Raw genomic sequence first — 17,087 nt, 5'->3', positions numbered from 1 at the left:
TGGGCAGCGAGTGGCCGCGAAGCCACAGCGGCTCATCTCTTGCGCGCGACCCCCGCGTACACCGGCACGATGCCCTCCGCCTGCGCCGCCACGTCCTGTGGTTCCGGCCGCCAGCCGGAGACCGGGATCACGCCCGGGCCGAGCAGCTCCAGGCCCTCGAAGAAGCGGGAGAACCCGGCGAGGGAACGCGGGTGGAAAGGGGTGCCGCTGCGCCGGAACTGCTCGGCGGCCTTTGCGACGGCCTCGGGGCTCAGATCGGGTGTGACCTGGGAGAGGATCAGCCAACTGCCCGGGGCGAGGGCCGCCACGTATCTCTTCAGCAGGCCGTACACGTCGTCGCCGGCCGGGTCCTCGCCCAGGTAGTGCGTGAGCGCCACCAGCGACAGCGCGATCGGCCGTGTGAGGTCCAGGGTGTCTGCGGCCCGGTGCAGCAGCGCGTCGGGGTCGCGGACGTCGGCGTGCACGTACTGGGTGGCGCCCTCGGCCGAGCCGCGCAGCAGCGCCTCCGCGTGCCGCAACACGATCGGGTCGTTGTCCGCGTACACCACCTTGCAATGCGGGGCCACGCCCTGCGCCACCTGGTGCAGGTTGGGCTCGGTGGGGATGCCCGTGCCGATGTCCAGGAACTGGCGGGTCCCGGCCTCGGCGGCCACCCGCACGGCCCGCTGCATGAACCGTCGGTTGGCCCGCGCCCCGCGCACCACCGTCCCGTCCACGGCGAGGATTCTGCGGGCCAGCTCCTCGTCCACCGGGTAGTTGTCCTTGCCGCCCAGCCACCAGTCGTACACCCGGGCCGGATGCGGCCGGCTGGTGTCGATGGGGACGGCGGCCTGCTCTGCCTCGGATCCGGTCATGCGGTCTGCTCCTGGCGAGTGGGAGGAGGACGGCCGAACTCAGTGGCCCGCGCGGGCGTCCCGCAGGATCTCCTTGGTGCGCGGCGCGGACGCGGCGTGCGTCGTCATGTGGTCGAGGACCTCCAGATGCGCGGAGACCTCCTTGCGGTCGTCGAGGTACAGCGCGCCGGTCAGATACTCGGTGACGACCATGTCGGGCAGCTCGGGCTCGGCGAACCGGAACAGCGAGAACGGCGCGGAGGTCCCCGGGTGCGGACCGGCCGCGAACTCGGCGATCTGCAGGGTGATCCGGTCGCGCTCGGCGAACTCCACGAGCCTGTCGAGCTGTTCGGCCATCACGGCCGCGTCCACGCTGACCGGGCGGCGCAGCACCGTCTCGTCCATCACCACCCACAGATGAGGCGGGTCGGCGCCCTCCAGCAGCTGTTGGCGCGCCATGCGCAGCGACACATGCCGCTCGATCGTCTCCGGGATGGTGCGCCCGACCGTCCCGGCCTCCAGCACGGCGCGTGCGTAGTCCTCGGTCTGCAGCAGCCCGGGCACGAAGTGCGGCTCGTAGGAGCGGATCAGCCGGGCCGCGCCCTCCAGGCTCACGTACAGGCTGAACCACTCGGGCAGCACGTCGTGGAACCGCTGCCACCAGCCGGGCCGGTTCGCCTCCTCGGTGAGCGAGACGAACGCCTCTGCCTCGTCCTCGGGGACGCCGTACGTCTCCAGCAGCACCTGCACATAGGGGATCTTCAGCGCGACGTCGGCCGTCTCCATGCGCCGTACGGTCGCGGGCGCCACGCGCAGGGCGCGGGCCGCCTCCTCGCGGCCGAGGCCGGCCGCCTCGCGCAGTTCCTGCAGCCGCCTGCCCAGTACCACCTGGCCCACGGTGGGTGCGGGCCGTCGTTCACTCACGCCACGTCTCCCCTACGTGTCGAGGCACGCGGGCCAGTGTGCCACGTTCCGGTGCCGGTCACACCGGAACGGACCCGAACGTTCATCCGAGTCCGCCCTCCGGCATGGTCCTTGTGGAGCATCACTTGATCAGCGAGTGCAGGTAGGTGACCGTGGCGGGGTCGGCCGGGAGGAACGTCTCGATGGCCAGTTCGGCGACGGTCACGTCCATCGGGGTGTTGAAGGTGGAGACCGACGAGATGAACGACAGGACCCGCCCTTCGTGCTCGATCCGCATCGGCAACGCGAAGTACGGCACGGGCTCCGCCGGTGCCTCCGCCGGCGCGCCCTCCGGGACCGGGTAGGCGGCGACCTCCTCGTACAGCTCCCGCAGCGGCGCCGAGCGGTACAGGGCGATCTGGCGTTCCATTTGTGCGAGCAGGTGGCCGCGCCACTCGCGCAGGTTGCGGATGCGCGGCGCCAGGCCCTGCGGATGGAGGGTGAGGCGCATCGCGTTGAGCGGGGCCGTGAGCAGCGACTCCGGTACGCCGTCCAGCAGCATCGTGATGCCCCGGTTGGCCGCCACCACGTCGTACCGGGCGTCCATCACCAGGGCCGGGTACGGCTCGTAGCCCTGGATCAGCCGGTCCAGGCCCGCCCGCAGGGCGTCCAGCGCCGGGTCGTCCAGCGGGGTCTGCGGATAGTGCGGGGCGTAACCGGCGGCCAGGAGCAGCGCGTTGCGCTCCCGGACGGGTACGTCGAGGTGCTCGGCGAGCCGCAGCAGCATCTTCTCGCTGGGCCGGGAGCGGCCCGTCTCGACGAAACTGATGTGCCTGGCCGAGGAGTCGGCGCGCAGCGCCAGCTCCAGCTGACTCAACCGCCGCCGCTCCCGCCAGGCCCGCAGCAGCGGGCCGATCCCCGGATCGGCGGAGGCGGCGGAGTAGGCCTTCGTATCGGTCGCGACAATGGTCATACGGACGACGGTAGTTGAGAAGCGAGCCGATGAACGACCGGCGGACGCCTGCCCCGGAGCCGACGCCGGTGCACCGCGCCCGGCTCGGTGCTCGTGCCCGACGCCAAGGCCACGCCCGGGTCGGGGACGCCCTGCTGCCGTCCGTGAACCACTCCGGTGACAGCGACCCCACGGGCTCGATCCGCGGCGACATGCCGGGCGCCCGGCACGGCGATGTCGTCCATGGGTTCCCTGGCTGACCAGCACGAACCCCTCTGACCAGGGCCGCCACGGCCGTCCTGTGGCACGCTGGACGGGTATGCGCCGCCCAGGAAGGGAGCCGGGTCATGGCCGTCGAACCGCTGTCGCAGAAGGAGATCGAGGAGCGGCTGTCCGAGCTGCCCGGCTGGTCCGCGGACGGCGACCGCCTCACCCGCACCTACCGCCTCGACTCCCACTTCGCCGCGACCGCCCTGGTCATCCACGTCGCACAGATCCAGGAGGAGCTCAACCACCACTCCGAGCTCACCCTCGGCTACAACACCGTCTCCCTCGCCGTGAACACCCACAGCGCGGGCGACGCCGTCACCGACCTCGACGTCGAACTCGCCCGCCGGGTGGAGGCCGCGGCCCCGGGACACGGAGCGCACTGAGGGAACGGGGAGCGCTCGTGCTGGACTACGACAAGGAAGCGGAACGCTACGACGCCCTCCGCGGCGGAGAGCCCAGGGCGGCCGCCGCCGCGGAGGGCGTCCTCGGCCTCCTGCCCGCTCAGGTGCGCAGCCTGCTGGACGTGGCCTGCGGCACGGGCATCGTCACCCGGCACCTCGCGGCCGGGCGGCAGGGGCTGCGGGTGACCGGCGTGGACCGGGCGCCCGGCATGGCCCGGCACGCCGCCGCCCGGCTGCCGGGCGCGGTCGTCCTCGCCGACGGCCGCCGACTCCCCTTCCGGGACGGGGAGTTCGACGCCGTCAGCAGTGTGTGGCTGCTGCACCTCGTGGAGGACCCCGCGGACGCGCGGCGGATCGTCGCCGAGTGCGCCCGGGTGCTGCGGCCCGGCGGGGTGTACGTCACCACGGTCGACAAGGGCGCCTCCCACAACGTGGGCAGCGACATCGATGTCGTGCTCGCCTCCCGCCCGCGCCGCCCGGCCTCCGACGCCGCCGCGCTCGTGGAGTCGTACGCCGTCGCATGCGGGCTGGCCCCGGCCGGGCACGCCCGCTTCCGCGGCCGGGGGCAGGGCCGCAGCCCGCGCCGGGCCATCGCCGACCTGCGGCGCGGCTGGTTCGTCACCCTGCCGCCCGGCCACCCCCAGGCCGACGGTTTCGCCGCCCGCCTCGCGGCCCTGCCCGACCAGGACCGGCCGCGCCCGGACCCCGCCTTCACACTGAAGGCGTTCCGGAAACCGGTTCCCGGTGCGTTCCCGGACGGGTGAAGTCCATGACTCAGTTGGTCAGCCAGGTCTTCCCGCCGTCCAGTGAGAAGGCCTGCTCCCAGCGGGCGGACACGGCGGGCACCCCCGACCAGATGAACCGCGCCCGCACGTCCTTGCCATCGTGCGTGTCATCGCCGTAGAACGCGCCGCGGTCGCCGTCGAAACGGCCGACGACCGGCGGGAAGAGTCGGCCGGTGCTGCTGGAGGACCAGTTCAGAGACCACTGGCCGCTCTCGTGGTCGAAGAGGCGCAGCGTCAGCTTGCGCCTCAGCGCCAGGGGCAGGGGCGCGCGACTGCCCGACGCGAGGATTGCACGGGCCTGACCTGGCAGAACACCGCCTACAACCAGCCGCCGCACCCGAGCTTCTTCATCGGCAACGGGATGCCCACGGCGCCCCGCCCTGCGGTCTGCACACCGTGAACGAAGGTGGGTGCGCGTCCGCCGGGGCGCGCACCCACCGTCCTCGGCCCACCGAGCCGTCGTCAGCTCACCGAGGTGTCCTCAGCTCACCGTGCAGCTCTGGTCGCCGAGCCTGAACGCGGTCGGCTTCGGGTTCGTGCCCGACCAACTGCCCGTGAAGCCGAAGCTGACGGACGAGCCGGCCGCCACGTTGCCGTTCCAGCCGATGTTCTTCGCCGTCACCGTCGAACCCGACTGCGTGTAGTCGGCGTTCCACAGCTGGGAGATGCTCTGGCCGCCCGGGAAGGCCCAGTTGAGACTCCAGCCGGTCCACGCGCTCGTGCCCGTGTTGGCCAGCTTGACGTCCGCCTGGAAGCCGCCCGACCACTGGTTGGTGATCGTGTACGTCACCGCACAGGCCCCCGTGGGCGTGGGATCCGTACCGCCGCCGCCCCCGCTGCCGCCGCCGCTCGGGTCGGAGGTGTCGCCGTAGACGACGCCCCGTCCGTTCGTCGAGACGTACACCCGCCCGTATACCCTCGGGTCGCCCGTGATCGCCCCGCCCGTCCAACCCCACTGGTGCGCATCGTCGTTGATGCGCGTCCAGGTCGCGCCCTTGTCCGTCGAGCGGAAGATGCCACGGACCCCGGCGATCTTCGCGCTGGTGTACAGCGTCTGGTACGACGCCCCCGTCGCGGCCTTGCCGAAGCCGATCGTGTCGGCCTGCTCGACGCCCGACAGCTTGGTGAAGGTCGCGCCGGAGTCGGTGGAGTGCCACAGCCCGTAGGCACCGTCACTCGCCCCGCCCGCCAGCCAGACGTCGCCCTTGACGCCGGGCAGCGCCTTGAAGCGCACACTGTCCCCGCCGGGCAGGCCGGTCGCCGCGGACGCGGTGAACGTGGCACCCCCGTCCGAACTCACATAGAACTTGCCCGACTTGAAGCCATAGAACGTCTTGGCGTCGACCCGGTCCGACTCGACGATCGCGCCGGCCGGGATCCCGCTCGACGCCGACCAGGACGTGCCGAAACCGGTGGTGTACTGCACGCCGGCGCCCGCCGGGCTCCACACGAAGCGGCTGCCGTCCGCCGCCGCGGCGACCGTTCCGCCGCCGCTGACCCCCGAAGGGTCCGTCCCCGAGAACCAGTTGGCGCCGTTGTCCGTGGAGAACGCCACATGCGGACCCGAGTCGAGGTCGCCGACGCGGACCACCGTGTTGGGGTTGGTCTCGGCGTAGTCCAGGCTGGTGGTCGTCGTGAAGTTCGGCGAGGTGTACATCATCGACGGCACCTTGGTGAGGTCCGTGTGGCGGAAGCCGCCGACGTCGCCGAGCGCGCTGAGCAGCGGGGCGCCGGACGAGGGAGAGGCGAGGTCGTTGACCGCCGTCTCCTCCAGCCCCTGCACCATCGGCCTGATGGTGAACTGGCCGCCGCTGTCCCAGTTGGCCAGGTTCTCCGTGCCGTAGATCGTCGCACCCGTCCCGTACATCATGCGACTGGAGTTGAACGGGTCGATCTCCAACGCCTCGGTCATCCAGCCGAGTTTGGGCGTCTGCTCCGGCGGCGACGGGTTGGCGCCCCAGGTCAGCCACGGTGAGGAGGAGACGTCCATCGTGAACCGGTTCGAGCGGTTGGGGTACGAGGTGTAGTCCCACGCCTTCGTCCAGGTCCCGCCGCTGTCGGTGGAGCGGAAGATCTGTGTGTCCGGCCACCAGGAACTGTAGGCGGTGGCCATCACCGTGCCGGGCTTCTGCCGGTCGATCGTCAGCCCGCTGAAGCCGTAGTACGTGTCGGCCTCCGCCACCGGGCTGATGTCCGTCCAGGTGCCGGTCGCCGTCGCGTACCGCAACAGCCGCCCCTTGCCGCCGTCGTAGGGGCCGCCCTTGTCGCTGTAAGCGATGTAGAGGTAACCGTTGACGGCATCCAGCACACCCTTGTGCGCCAGGTATCCCGTCGGCTGGCCGGCCAGTCGCGTCCAGGTCGCGCCCGCGTCCGTCGAGCGGTACACCGCGTTGTCCTTGTCGGCCACCCCGACGTAGATCGTCTTCGTGGCCGTGCCGGTGGTACCGGTCGACTCGTCGAACGTGACCCAGACGATGCCCTGGTTGTCGGAGGCGTAGCCGCTCGTGTCGGTCGGGTCCTGCTGGTAGTTGCCGACGTTGGGGAAGTTCGTCACCTGCGACCAGGTGACCCCCGAGTCCGTCGACCGCCACAGCCCCTTCCCGCTCGGCGCGCCGAGATACAGCACGCTGTTTCTGTTCGGGTCGACCGCGAGGCGTTCACCCATGCCCCGGCCGGGCATGTTGCCGCCCAGCTTGAACGGCAGGTCAGTCTTCCGCCAGCTCGCGCCGCGGTCGGCGGACCGCAGCACGGCCCCGTTGCCGGGGTCCCAGCTGTTGGTGTAGGTGCCGACCGCCGTGTACACCTTGTTCGGGTCGACGGAGTCGGAGGCCAGGCTCACCACGCCCGTGTGTCCCCAGTCCGTCCAGCCGACCGAGTCCAGCAGCGGCGTCCATGTCTTGCTCGACTCCTGCCAGCGGTAGGCGCCGCCGATGTCGGTGCGCGCGTAGGCGAGGTTCTTCTCCTTGCGGTTGAAGACGATGCCGGGCACGAAGCCGCCACCGTCGATCCGGGCGTTCTTCCAGGTGTACGACTCTGCGGCCAGTGTCGCCTTCGGGCTGCCGTCCGCGGCCAGCACGGGCGGGCTGCCCGCGATCAGGCCGGCGGCGAGCGCCAGTACGGCCGTGAGGATGCGGGTTCTTCGCACGGTGGGGGTCCTTCCTCGCGAAGCCATGTGGGAGGAGATCGGTGCGGGAAGAGATCGGTGCGGGAGGAGATCGGTGCGGGAGATACGGGACGTGCGACTGCCGGGCGGCCCCCTGTGCGGGTGGGGGCCGCCCGGCCGGGGCCCCGTCGTCAGGTGACGGAGCCGCGTACGCGGACCTTCGAGCGACTCCGCGGGAGAGCGGTGCGCTACCGCGCCCCTTCAGGGGCGCGGGGAACTGCGCGACCAGTCACATCCGGCCGGCAGACGAACACCGCCCGACCCGCGGAGCGCCCGGCGGGGGCTATTCGAGAAGTTCCGCGTACGAACCCATGGCCATGGCGATGTCCGCCTGGGCCCAGAACCGGTGATACGTGAACACGGGCGCGGCTCCGCCCGCGAGATAGCTCTCGATCTTCGACCAGGCCGGGTCGTTCTTGTAGAAGGACCGCAGCGAGGCGAAGGTCGAGGAGGAGTTGATCGTGTCGCCGTTCGGCATCTTGCCGCTGAAACCGCTCGGGACGTACACACTGTCGTCGAAGCGGTTGTAGTCGGCCCGGGTCTCTGGGACCGCGATGCCGAGGGCGTCCTGGTTGTTGGTCCACATGCCGTCCAGGAGCGCCTTGGCGGTCGTCTTCGCCTCCGTGTCACCGGACTTGGCGCCGTAGTACGTCAGGGTCTTGGCGTACGCGGCCGCCACGCCGACGTCATTGGTGTAGTCGGCGACGGTGACGTGAAGTCCCGTGTTCGCACCGGGACTTGACGCGTTCCAGGTGTCGGGCTGACCCGACCACTGGAGGGTGGAGGGGATCCGGAAGGTGCCGTCCGGGTTGATCGTGGTCTTGGACAGCGCCCAGTCCACCCACTTGTCGAGAACCGCCTTGGCGCTCGCGTTCCCGGTCTGCTGGTAGTACTCGGCGACCCGCTCCATCGACCACGCCTGGAAGCCGAACCACTGGTTGGACGGCGGGTCGTGGTAGACGGGCTGCTGGTCGTAGTACATGCCGTAGAACGTCGAGGTGCCGGCCGGGGGAGTCGCGTAGCGGCCCGCCCAGCTGTTCGTCGCCCCGCCCGCGATGGCGCCCTCGCTGGACTGCAGCCAGCGGTAGAACTCCAGCTGCCGGGTCAGCGACTTCGCCCAATCGGCTTGTCCTGTAGCCGACTTGGGCTTCAGGTCGGCGTAACTGCTCAGTGCGTAGGCGGCCAGCGGGTTCTGGTAGCCGCCGTGGGTGTGACTGGAGCCGATGCGCCAGGCCCAGCCGGCGTTGGTGTCCGTTGCCCCGCCCCAGGCGTAGTACCAGGACAGCAGATAGTGCGAGGCGTCCTTGCCGGTGCCGGCCGGGCAGGCGGTCGGTCCGACGCAGTTGCCGATCTTCTTGAAGTACTTGTCGTACATCGCGTAGCGCAGGTAGTCGCCCATCTTCGCTGCCTTGCCGACGGCCGCGGAGACGTCACTGCCCTTGCCCTGCGCCTTGGCCCAGATGTCCGCCCAGTACGCGGCCTGCACCGCCCGGGCGTCGGCGTCGGGGGCGTCGGTGTACTTCCACTGCTTGGCGTAGGAGGAGTCACCGGTGAACAGGTCCAGGTACCCGTTCGTGCCGCCGTACTTGAAGGCGTCGCAGGTCGGTTGCGGAATCGTCTCCCACACCGATTCCTGCGCGCCGCGCTGGAAGGTGTTGATGTAGGACGGGCCGGTGTCCGTCGGGCCGGCCTCGCACTTGCCGGGCGCGTTGCCGTAACCGTAGGTGTTGTCGACGTCCTGCAGCCAGTGCATGCCGTAGACGTCGTCCGTGCCGTAGGCGGACTTCAGCTCACCGGCTATGGGATCCGAACCCACGGACACACCGGTGTCCAGCTTCGCCGGATACTCGTTCGGAGTGTCCAGCTCGGGCGCGTAGGTAGCCGGTTTCGACGCGTTGTAGAACGAGTTCGTCGGCTGGTCGGCGTGGGTGGGGATCATGTACTTCTCCATGATGTCCCAGGCGCCGTTGAACTTGGTCCAGTCGCCGGTGATCTTCCCGTACATCGCCTGCAGCCAGAGAAGGTAGCTGTAGGCCTCCGACGTCGTCTCGTGCCCCTGGTCCGGAGCCTCGACGATCAGCGTCTCGACCGAGTGGTACGGGATGCCCTCGGGGGAGAAGTAACCGTTTGCCGGGTTGGTGATCTTGCCGTAGAGGTCGAGGAACCGGGCGTCGTACGCCTTGGTGCCCGCGATCTCCGTGGCTGTCACCGAGGCCTTCGCGTGCCCGGTCGCCGTCGACTCGAAGGTCGCGGCGCCCGTGCCGGAGGCGTTGGCCGTGATGGTCACGTTCTGGGCGGTGCTCCAGTTCGACGGCGTGAAGGTGAGACTTGCGCCGCCCGTCACGGTCAGCCCGGTGTCTCCGGTGGTGCGGGCGGTCGTGACGGTCACATTGGCCGACGGCTGGGTCGACAGCTTCAACGAGTACGTGCCCGTCTTGCCCTGCTGCACGGCCAGTTGGTTCGCGGAGGCGACCACGGCCGGACCCGAGGCCACGGTGATGCCGACCGGGGTCGACGACGCCGACGCCCCCAGGCTGTCGTAGGCCTTGGCGACCAGGGAGTGGCTGCCCACGGACAATCCTGAGACGGACAGGGAGTACGGCGCGCTCGTGTCCGTTCCCAGCAGGGTCGTGTCGTCGTAGAACTCGATCTTGGAGATCGTCGCGCTGTCGGCGGCCGCGGCGGTCGCCGCGAGCGGCACCGCGTCCCCCTGCGTGTAGACGGCGCCCGCGGTCGGGCTGGTCAGCACGGTGACCGGCGGCTGGTGCGCGCCTGCGCAGGTGGTGCCGTTGACCGCGAAGCTCGCGGGAGCGGCGTTCGTGCCGCTGTAGGTGAACTGCCCACCCGTGCTGACCGCCGCGCCGGCGGCGATCGTCGCGTTGTACGAGGCGTTGTTCACCGTGATCTGCTGACCGGACTGCGACCAGCTGCCGTTCCAGCCGTTGGTCAGCTTCTGGTTGCCGGCGTAGGAGTACGTCAGGGTCCAGCCGCTGATCGGGTCGGTGCCCCGGTTGGTGAGGGTCAGGTCCGCGGTGAACCCGGAGCCCCAGTCATTGGTCTTGTAGTCCACGCTGCACTGAAGTGCCGCCGCCTGGGCGGGAGTTGTGCTCGTGCTCAGCATGGCGAGGGGAAGCGCGAGGGCCGCCACGGCGGCGGTCCACAGGCGCCGCGCCCGGCGACGTCTGCGTGAGGGATCCATGATGCTGGTTCCTCCTTGCGGCTCGGAGAAGTGGGGGGAGGAGCAACAAGCCTTGAACCAGTGGGAGCGCTCCCATAGTGAGGATGGGGGTGAACGCGGTCAAGGTGCTTGAAGAGTCGAAAAGATTCGACGCCGTAAGTTGAGGGAAAGTCAGCGACGCCCCTGTTCTTTGCCAGCACTTGGCGCTAACTTCGAGACACCAGTGGGAGCGATTCCATCAGTCGACGCGTCCGCCACGACGCGCCTGAGCTGCAAGGAGTCGCTCATGCGACATCCCCCGCGTTCAGTACTTTTAGCCGTCGCCGGCATGGCCGCCCTCGGGACGGGCGTGGCCCTGCCGGTCATGACGGCTCAGGGAGCCACGCCCGCCTGCACGGTGGAGTACTCCGTCACCGGCCAGTGGGACGCCGGCTTCCAGGCTGCCGTGAAGATCACCAACAATGCGGCGGCCGTGAGCGGCTGGAGCCTCACGTTCGACTTCTCGGGCGGTCAGAAGGTCACCCAGGGCTGGAGCGCCAAGTGGTCCCAGTCGGGCACGACCGTCACCGCCGCGAACGAGAGCTGGAACGGTTCCCTCGGCACGGGCGCGAGCGTCAGCACGGGCTTCATCGCCTCCAAGGCGGGCGCGAACAGCGCACCGACCACGTTCAAGCTCAACGGCACCACCTGCAACGTCGACACCGAACCGACCCCCACGCCCACCCCCACCACCCCACCCACGTCCGATCCACCGGACACCGGTGACGCGCCGCCCGCGCTGCACGTCGCGGGGAACAAGCTCGTGGACGCCGGCGGAAAGACCCGCCGTCTGCTCGGCGTGAACCGCTCCGGCGGCGAGTTCATGTGCGTCCAGGGGCGTGGCATCTGGGACGGACCGGTCGACGACGCGGCCGTCAAGGCGATCGCCGACTGGCACGTCAACACGGTCCGCATTCCGCTCAACGAGGAGTGCTGGCTCGGCCTGTCGAACATCAACTCCGCTTACGGCGGCGCGAATTACATCAACGCCGTCAAGGACCTGGTGGCCCGTGTCAAGGCGCACGGGATGACGCCGATCGTCGAACTGCACTGGAACTACGGGCAGTACACGGGCAACTCGGCCGGCTGCTCCGACGTGCACGCGAGCTGCCAGAAGCCGATGCCCGACATGCAGTACACGCCGTCGTTCTGGACCTCGGTGGCCAACACCTTCAAGAACGACACGGCCGTCGTGTTCGACCTGTTCAACGAGCCCTACCCGGACCGCGCCACCTCCACGACCACCCAGGCGTGGCAGTGCTGGCGGGACGGCGGAACCTGCCCCGGCATCGGGTACGAAGTCGCCGGAATGCAGGATCTCGTCGACTCCGTACGGGCGACCGGCGCCAAGAACGTGATCCTGGCCGGCGGACTCGCGTACTCCAACGACCTCAGCCAGTGGCTGACGTACAAGCCCACCGACCCGACCGGCAATCTCGCCGCCGCCTACCACGTCTACAACTTCAACTCCTGTGCGAACGAGAGCTGTTGGAATTCGACGCTCGCCCCGGTCGCCGCCCAGGTGCCGCTGGTGGCAGGGGAGATCGGCGAGAACACCTGCTCACACGGTTTCGTCGACCAGGTCATGAAGTGGTTCGACGACCGCGGAGTGTCGTACCTGGGCTGGACCTGGAACGCCTGGGACTGCTCCACCGGCCCGTCACTGATCTCGGGTTACGACGGGACGCCCACGGCGTACGGCACCGGCCTGCGCGATCACCTGCGCGCACTCGGGCTCGACGGATAGGCGCCACCGCACAGCTCCATCGAAGGAACGCAACGGAAAACATCCGCGACCAAGAAGGAAGCCCGCACTCATGAGCCGTAGCAGAACAGCGGTACTCGCCGCGCTGGCGCTGGTCGCCGGCGCCTCCGGGACGGCGCTCGCGGTCGTCCCCGGCGATCCCGGCATCGCCGCCATCCCGTGCAGTGTCGACTACAAGGTGCAGAACGACTGGGGCACCGGCTTCACCGCCGCCGTCACCGTGACCAACAACTCGGCCGCGAAGTCGAGTTGGTCGGTGAAGTGGGCGTACGCCGGCAGCCAGAAGGTCACCAATGGCTGGAACGCGAAGATCACCCAGTCCGGTGCGGCCGTCACCGCCAACAACGAGACCTACAACGGGACGTTGGCGACCGGCGGTTCGGTCAGCTTCGGATTCCAGGGCACCTACAGCGGCACCAACGCGGTTCCGGCCACGTTCACCCTCGATGGTGTGACCTGCAACGTCGACGGCGGGACCGGCGGTCCCACCGACCCCGGCCCGACCGACCCCGGCCCGACCGGTCCCGGCACTCCGGGTACCAAGGTCGACAACCCCTACGCCGGCGCCAAGGTGTACGTGAACCCGGAATGGTCGGCGCACGCCGCCGCCGAGCCGGGCGGCAGCCGCGTCTCCAACCAGCCCACCGGTGTCTGGCTCGACCGCATCGCCACCATCAACGGCGTGAACGGCGGCATGGGTCTGCGCGACCACCTGGACGCGGCCCTCGCCCAGAAGGGCAGCGGTGAGGAAGTCGTGCAGCTGGTCGTCTACGACCTTCCCGGACGGGACTGCTCGGCCCTCGCCTCCAACGGTGAGCTCGGCCCGACGGAGATCGACAAGTACAAGACGCAGTTCATCGACCCCATCGCGGCCATCCTCGCGGACAGCAAGTACGCGGGCCTGCGGATCGTCACCGCCGTCGAGATCGACTCGCTGCCGAACCTCGTCACCAACACCGGTGGCAAGGCCACCGCCACCCCGGCCTGCGACACCATGAAGGCCAACGGCAACTACGTGAAGGGCGTCGGTTACGCGCTGAAGAAGCTCGGCGCGATCCCCAACGTCTACAACTACATCGACGCCGGACACCACGGCTGGCTCGGCTGGGACGACAACTTCGTGCCGTCCGCCCAGATCATGTACCAGGCCGCCACCGCCGAGGGCGCGACCGTCGACGACGTGCACGGCTTCATCACCAACACGGCGAACTACAGCGCCCTGAAGGAGAACAACTTCACCATCAACGACTCGGTGGCCGGCAAGTCGGTCCGTGAGTCCAAGTGGGTGGACTGGAACCGCTACGTCGACGAGCTGTCGTACGCCCAGGCCTTCCGCAACCAGCTGGTGACCACCGGCTTCAGGTCCGACATCGGCATGCTGATCGACACCTCCCGCAACGGCTGGGGCGGCGCCGCCCGGCCCACCGGCCCGGGTGCCACGACCAGCGTGGACACTTACGTCAACGGCGGCCGTTACGACCGTCGGATCCACGTCGGCAACTGGTGCAACCAGGCCGGCGCGGGCCTCGGTGAGCGTCCCAAGGCGGCGCCTGCCGCCGGGATCGACGCCTACGTGTGGATGAAGCCGCCGGGTGAGTCGGACGGCGCCAGCTCGGCCATCCCCAACGACGAGGGCAAGGGCTTCGACCGGATGTGCGACCCGACCTACACCGGCAACCCGCGCAACGGCAACAGCATGTCCGGCGCCCTGGCGAACGCCCCGCTGTCCGGGAAGTGGTTCTCCGCCCAGTTCCAGCAGCTGATGCAGAACGCGTACCCGCCGCTGTAGGCCGGCCGGTGAAACAGACCACCACACGGCGGTGATCCGTACGGCGGTGATCCGTAGGGCGGTGAGTTGAGGTGACGGTGATCCGTCGGGGTCGGTCAGCCCTCCCGGGCCGGGCCCCGGCGGATCACCGGCTCGAAAAAGCTTGCCACCCGCGTTTCTCTTTTTGCCGTCCCGGCAACAGGAGTGGCTCTCGTCCGGTGCGTCGGAGCAGGCTGACGGCACACCGGAAGAGAGGCTGACCACCATGGCGCACGATCCGCACGCATCCCACGGCGACCGGCACACCCACGACGACAACCACGGTTCGGGGCACGGGCACAGTCACGGGCACGGCCACCACACCGACATCGACTGGGCCGCGATGGCCCCGCATCTGGAAGCGCAGGCCGAGCTGTTCACCCCGCTGTACGAGCGCGCCCTGTCCTGGCTCGGCAAGGAGGTGACCGACCCGGGCCTGATCGTGGACGCGGGCAGCGGACCCGGCGTCATCTCCTGTCTGTTCGCCGAGACGTTCCCCGGGGCGCGGGTCATGGCGGTCGACGGCTCCGCGCCGCTGCTTGACCGGGCCCGGCAGCGGGCCGACCGGCTCGGGTACAGCGACCGCTTCGACACCCTCGCCGGAGAACTCCCCGGCGTACTTGACGAGTTGGAGTATCCGGCGGACCTGCTGTGGGCCGGCCGCAGTCTGCATCACCTGGGCGATCAGCGCGCTGCCCTCACCGCCTTCGCGGAGCGGCTCGCACCCGGCGGAACCCTGGCGATCATGGAGGGCGGTCTGCCGGCCCGGTTCCTGCCGCGCGACCTGGGCTTCGGGCGGTCCGGTCTGGAGGCACGGCTCGACGCGCTGGAGGCCGAGTGGTTCGCGCGGATGCGGGCCGACCTGCCCGGCTCCGTGGCCGAGACCGAGGACTGGGCGGCGCTGCTCGGCGCGGCCGGCCTCAAGCACACTCGTACCCGCAGCTTCCTGCTCGACCTGCCCGCTCCTGCCTCCGACCGGGCCCGCGCCCACATCGTCGCGTCCCTGTCCCGGCTGCGGGACGCCTTCGGCGACACTCTCGACCCGGACGACCGCGCCACGCTCGACCGGCTGCTCGACCCTCAGGACGAGGGGGGCGTGCACCGAAGGGCGGACGTCTTCGTGCTCGCGGCGCACACGGTGCACACGGCGGTGAAGGCGGTGTAGCAAACCGGTCCGGATCAAGTCCGCCCGGTGGGGCTTGACTTGGAGAGTGCTCCAACTGGTGAACTGCGAGCCACGCACAACAGGCATCGCTATGGGGGCACGTCATGAGCAACTCTTCCGGCACGCCGGATTCTCCGGTCGCGCTGATCACCGGAGGCGGCAGCGGCATCGGCGCGGCCGTCGCGCGGCAGCTGCTGGACGCCGGACACCGGGTCACCGTCACGGGGCGCGGCGAGGAACGACTGCGGGCCTTCGCCGCGGAACTCGGTGACCCGGACGGGTTGTTGACGGTGGCCGGGAACGCCGCCGACTACGACTCCGTACAGATGGCGGTCGACCGTACGCTCAAGCGATACGGGCGACTGGACACGGTCGTCGCCAACGCGGGGACCGCCACGCACGACTCGGTCGCCGAGGGCGACCCGGCCGGGTGGACCGACATGGTGCTCACCAACGTCCTGGGCCCCGCGCTCCTGGTCCGCGCGTCGATCGACGCGCTGAGGGAGACGCGGGGGCGGATCGTGCTGGTCGGCAGTGTCGCCGGATTCGTGCCCACGCCGGGCAACGTCTACGGGGCGACGAAGTGGGCGGTGACCGGGCTCGCGGAGAACACCCGCCGCCAGGTCACCGAGTGGGGCGTCGGCGTGACACTGATCGCGCCCGGCCGGGTCGAGACCCCGTTCTGGGACAGCTACGGCAGCCTGCCGCCCGGGCATCTGCTCACCGCCGACCAGATCGCCGACTCCGTGGTCTGGGCAATCCGACAGCCCGCGGGCGTCGACATCAACACCGTCGTCGTACGGCCGATCGGGCAGCCCAACTGACGAGCGCGTTCACGGGCCCGTCCGACGGAGGGCGCCCCCTGAACAGGGGGCGCCCTCGACCACGTGCGGGGAACGTCAGCCGAGGTCGAACGTGCCCGGGTCCGGACCGATGCGCCGGTCCTCGTTCAGCGCGCTGATCGCCGCCAGGTCCTCGGTGTCCAGGCTGAAGTCGAACACCTCGATGTTCTCCTTGATCCGCGACGGCGTCACGGACTTCGGGATCACCACGTTGCCGAGCTGGAGGTGCCAGCGCAGCACCACCTGGGCCGGGGTGCGGTTGTGCTTCTGGGCGATCGCCACGATCGCCGGGACCTCCAGCAGGCCCTTGCCCTGGCCGAGCGGGGACCAGGCCTCGGTGGCGATGCCCTGGTCCGCGTGGAACGCACGGGAGGCGTGCTGCTGCAGGTGCGGGTGCAGCTCGATCTGGTTGACCGCCGGGATGACCGACGTCTCACCGATCAGCCGCTCCAGGTGCTCCGGCAGGAAGTTGGACACGCCGATGGCCCGTACCCGGCCGTCCGCGAGGAGCTTCTCGAACGCCTTGTACGAGTCGACGTACGTGTCGCGCGCCGGCAGCGGCCAGTGGATGAGGTACAGGTCCAGATAGTCCAGGCCGAGCTTCTCCAGGGAGGCGTCGAACGCGCGGAGCGTCGCGTCGTACCCCTGGTCGCTGTTCCAGAGCTTGGTGGTGACGAAGATGTCCTTGCGGGGCACACCGGAGGAGGCGATGGCCTTGCCGGTGCCCTCCTCGTTGCCGTAGATCGCCGCTGTGTCGATGCTGCGGTACCCGGCCTCCAGGGCGGTGGACACCGCCTGCTCCGCCTCGTCGTCCGGCACCTGCCAGACGCCGAAGCCCAGCTGGGGCATCTCCACGCCGTTGTTGAGGATGATCGGGGGGACCTTGCTGCTCACGAGCTCTTGATCCTTCGGTTGTCCGTCAAAGTGGTACTGCCATCGTCAACGATCACGGCGGCCATCGCATTCCTGACGCCCGATCCCACC

The 17,087-nt window shown here is 69.8% G+C and carries 13 protein-coding genes and 2 pseudogenes; 8 read left to right on the top strand and 7 right to left on the bottom strand.

The features are described from left to right. Positions 1-32: 32 nt before the first annotated feature. From B5557_RS08615 to B5557_RS08605, 3 genes are all read right to left on the bottom strand, one after another. Positions 33-854: an SAM-dependent methyltransferase gene (locus B5557_RS08615; RefSeq protein ID WP_079658553.1), complete on the bottom strand. Its 822-nt coding sequence runs from the start codon at positions 852-854 to the stop codon at positions 33-35. Between the two features lie 39 nt (positions 855-893). Continuing rightward, positions 894-1,757 carry a helix-turn-helix domain-containing protein gene (locus tag B5557_RS08610; RefSeq protein WP_079658552.1) on the bottom strand — a complete coding sequence of 288 codons (864 nt, stop codon included), beginning with the start codon at positions 1,755-1,757 and terminating at the stop codon, positions 894-896. A gap of 121 nt (positions 1,758-1,878) precedes the next feature. Further along, positions 1,879-2,709, bottom strand: a complete 831-nt coding sequence (locus tag B5557_RS08605) for a helix-turn-helix domain-containing protein (protein ID WP_079658551.1) — start codon at positions 2,707-2,709, stop codon at positions 1,879-1,881. 29 nt (positions 2,710-2,738) lie between these two features. Here B5557_RS08605 and B5557_RS08600 point away from each other — a divergent pair, with 29 nt between their 5' ends. From B5557_RS08600 to B5557_RS08590, 3 genes are all read left to right on the top strand, one after another. Next, on the top strand, positions 2,739-2,948 hold the full coding sequence (locus B5557_RS08600; RefSeq protein ID WP_079658550.1) for a hypothetical protein: 210 nt from the start codon (positions 2,739-2,741) through the stop codon (positions 2,946-2,948). Positions 2,949-3,035: 87 nt separating this feature from the next. Continuing rightward, a complete protein-coding gene (locus tag B5557_RS08595) occupies positions 3,036-3,341 on the top strand; it encodes a 4a-hydroxytetrahydrobiopterin dehydratase (RefSeq protein WP_079658549.1) in 306 nt (101 codons plus the stop codon). 17 nt (positions 3,342-3,358) lie between these two features. Continuing rightward, a complete protein-coding gene (locus B5557_RS08590) occupies positions 3,359-4,123 on the top strand; it encodes a class I SAM-dependent methyltransferase (protein ID WP_079658548.1) in 765 nt (254 codons plus the stop codon). A gap of 10 nt (positions 4,124-4,133) precedes the next feature. On the opposite strand, the pseudogene B5557_RS08585 reads toward B5557_RS08590, so the two are convergent. Continuing rightward, positions 4,134-4,382 (bottom strand): annotated as a pseudogene (locus B5557_RS08585) (hypothetical protein); the annotation flags it as partial. A gap of 54 nt (positions 4,383-4,436) precedes the next feature. Between B5557_RS08585 and B5557_RS45885 the strand changes: the two are divergent. Beyond that, positions 4,437-4,544: pseudogene (locus B5557_RS45885) on the top strand (rhamnogalacturonan lyase family protein); the annotation flags it as partial. A gap of 81 nt (positions 4,545-4,625) precedes the next feature. On the opposite strand, the gene B5557_RS08580 reads toward B5557_RS45885, so the two are convergent. Both B5557_RS08580 and B5557_RS08575 read right to left on the bottom strand, forming a co-directional pair. Continuing rightward, positions 4,626-7,289: a cellulose binding domain-containing protein gene (locus tag B5557_RS08580; RefSeq protein WP_079658547.1), complete on the bottom strand. Its 2,664-nt coding sequence runs from the start codon at positions 7,287-7,289 to the stop codon at positions 4,626-4,628. A gap of 301 nt (positions 7,290-7,590) precedes the next feature. After that, on the bottom strand, positions 7,591-10,506 hold the full coding sequence (locus B5557_RS08575; protein WP_079658546.1) for a glycoside hydrolase family 48 protein: 2,916 nt from the start codon (positions 10,504-10,506) through the stop codon (positions 7,591-7,593). Between the two features lie 265 nt (positions 10,507-10,771). On the opposite strand from B5557_RS08575, the gene B5557_RS08570 reads away from it, so the two are divergent. From B5557_RS08570 to B5557_RS08555, 4 genes are all read left to right on the top strand, one after another. Further along, the gene (locus tag B5557_RS08570) at positions 10,772-12,271 is read left to right on the top strand and encodes a cellulase family glycosylhydrolase (protein ID WP_173877652.1); all 1,500 of its coding nucleotides are present in this window, start codon (positions 10,772-10,774) and stop codon (positions 12,269-12,271) included. A gap of 70 nt (positions 12,272-12,341) precedes the next feature. Then, positions 12,342-14,078 carry a glycoside hydrolase family 6 protein gene (locus B5557_RS08565; protein WP_079658545.1) on the top strand — a complete coding sequence of 579 codons (1,737 nt, stop codon included), beginning with the start codon at positions 12,342-12,344 and terminating at the stop codon, positions 14,076-14,078. 244 nt (positions 14,079-14,322) lie between these two features. Then, positions 14,323-15,261, top strand: a complete 939-nt coding sequence (locus tag B5557_RS08560; protein WP_079658544.1) for a class I SAM-dependent methyltransferase — start codon at positions 14,323-14,325, stop codon at positions 15,259-15,261. Between the two features lie 104 nt (positions 15,262-15,365). Then, positions 15,366-16,085, top strand: a complete 720-nt coding sequence (locus B5557_RS08555) for an SDR family oxidoreductase (RefSeq protein WP_079658543.1) — start codon at positions 15,366-15,368, stop codon at positions 16,083-16,085. A gap of 75 nt (positions 16,086-16,160) precedes the next feature. Here B5557_RS08555 and B5557_RS08550 read toward each other — a convergent pair whose 3' ends face one another. Beyond that, positions 16,161-16,997, bottom strand: coding sequence for an aldo/keto reductase (locus B5557_RS08550; RefSeq protein WP_079658542.1), 837 nt, complete (start codon positions 16,995-16,997; stop codon positions 16,161-16,163). Positions 16,998-17,087: the final 90 nt, after the last annotated feature.

Origin of the sequence: Streptomyces sp. 3214.6, from assembly GCF_900129855.1 — a bacterium.
Taxonomy (GTDB): Bacteria; Actinomycetota; Actinomycetes; order Streptomycetales; family Streptomycetaceae; genus Streptomyces; species Streptomyces soliscabiei.
The sequence above is the reverse complement of the archived record's forward strand: the minus strand, read 5'-3'. Positions and strand labels throughout refer to the sequence as shown.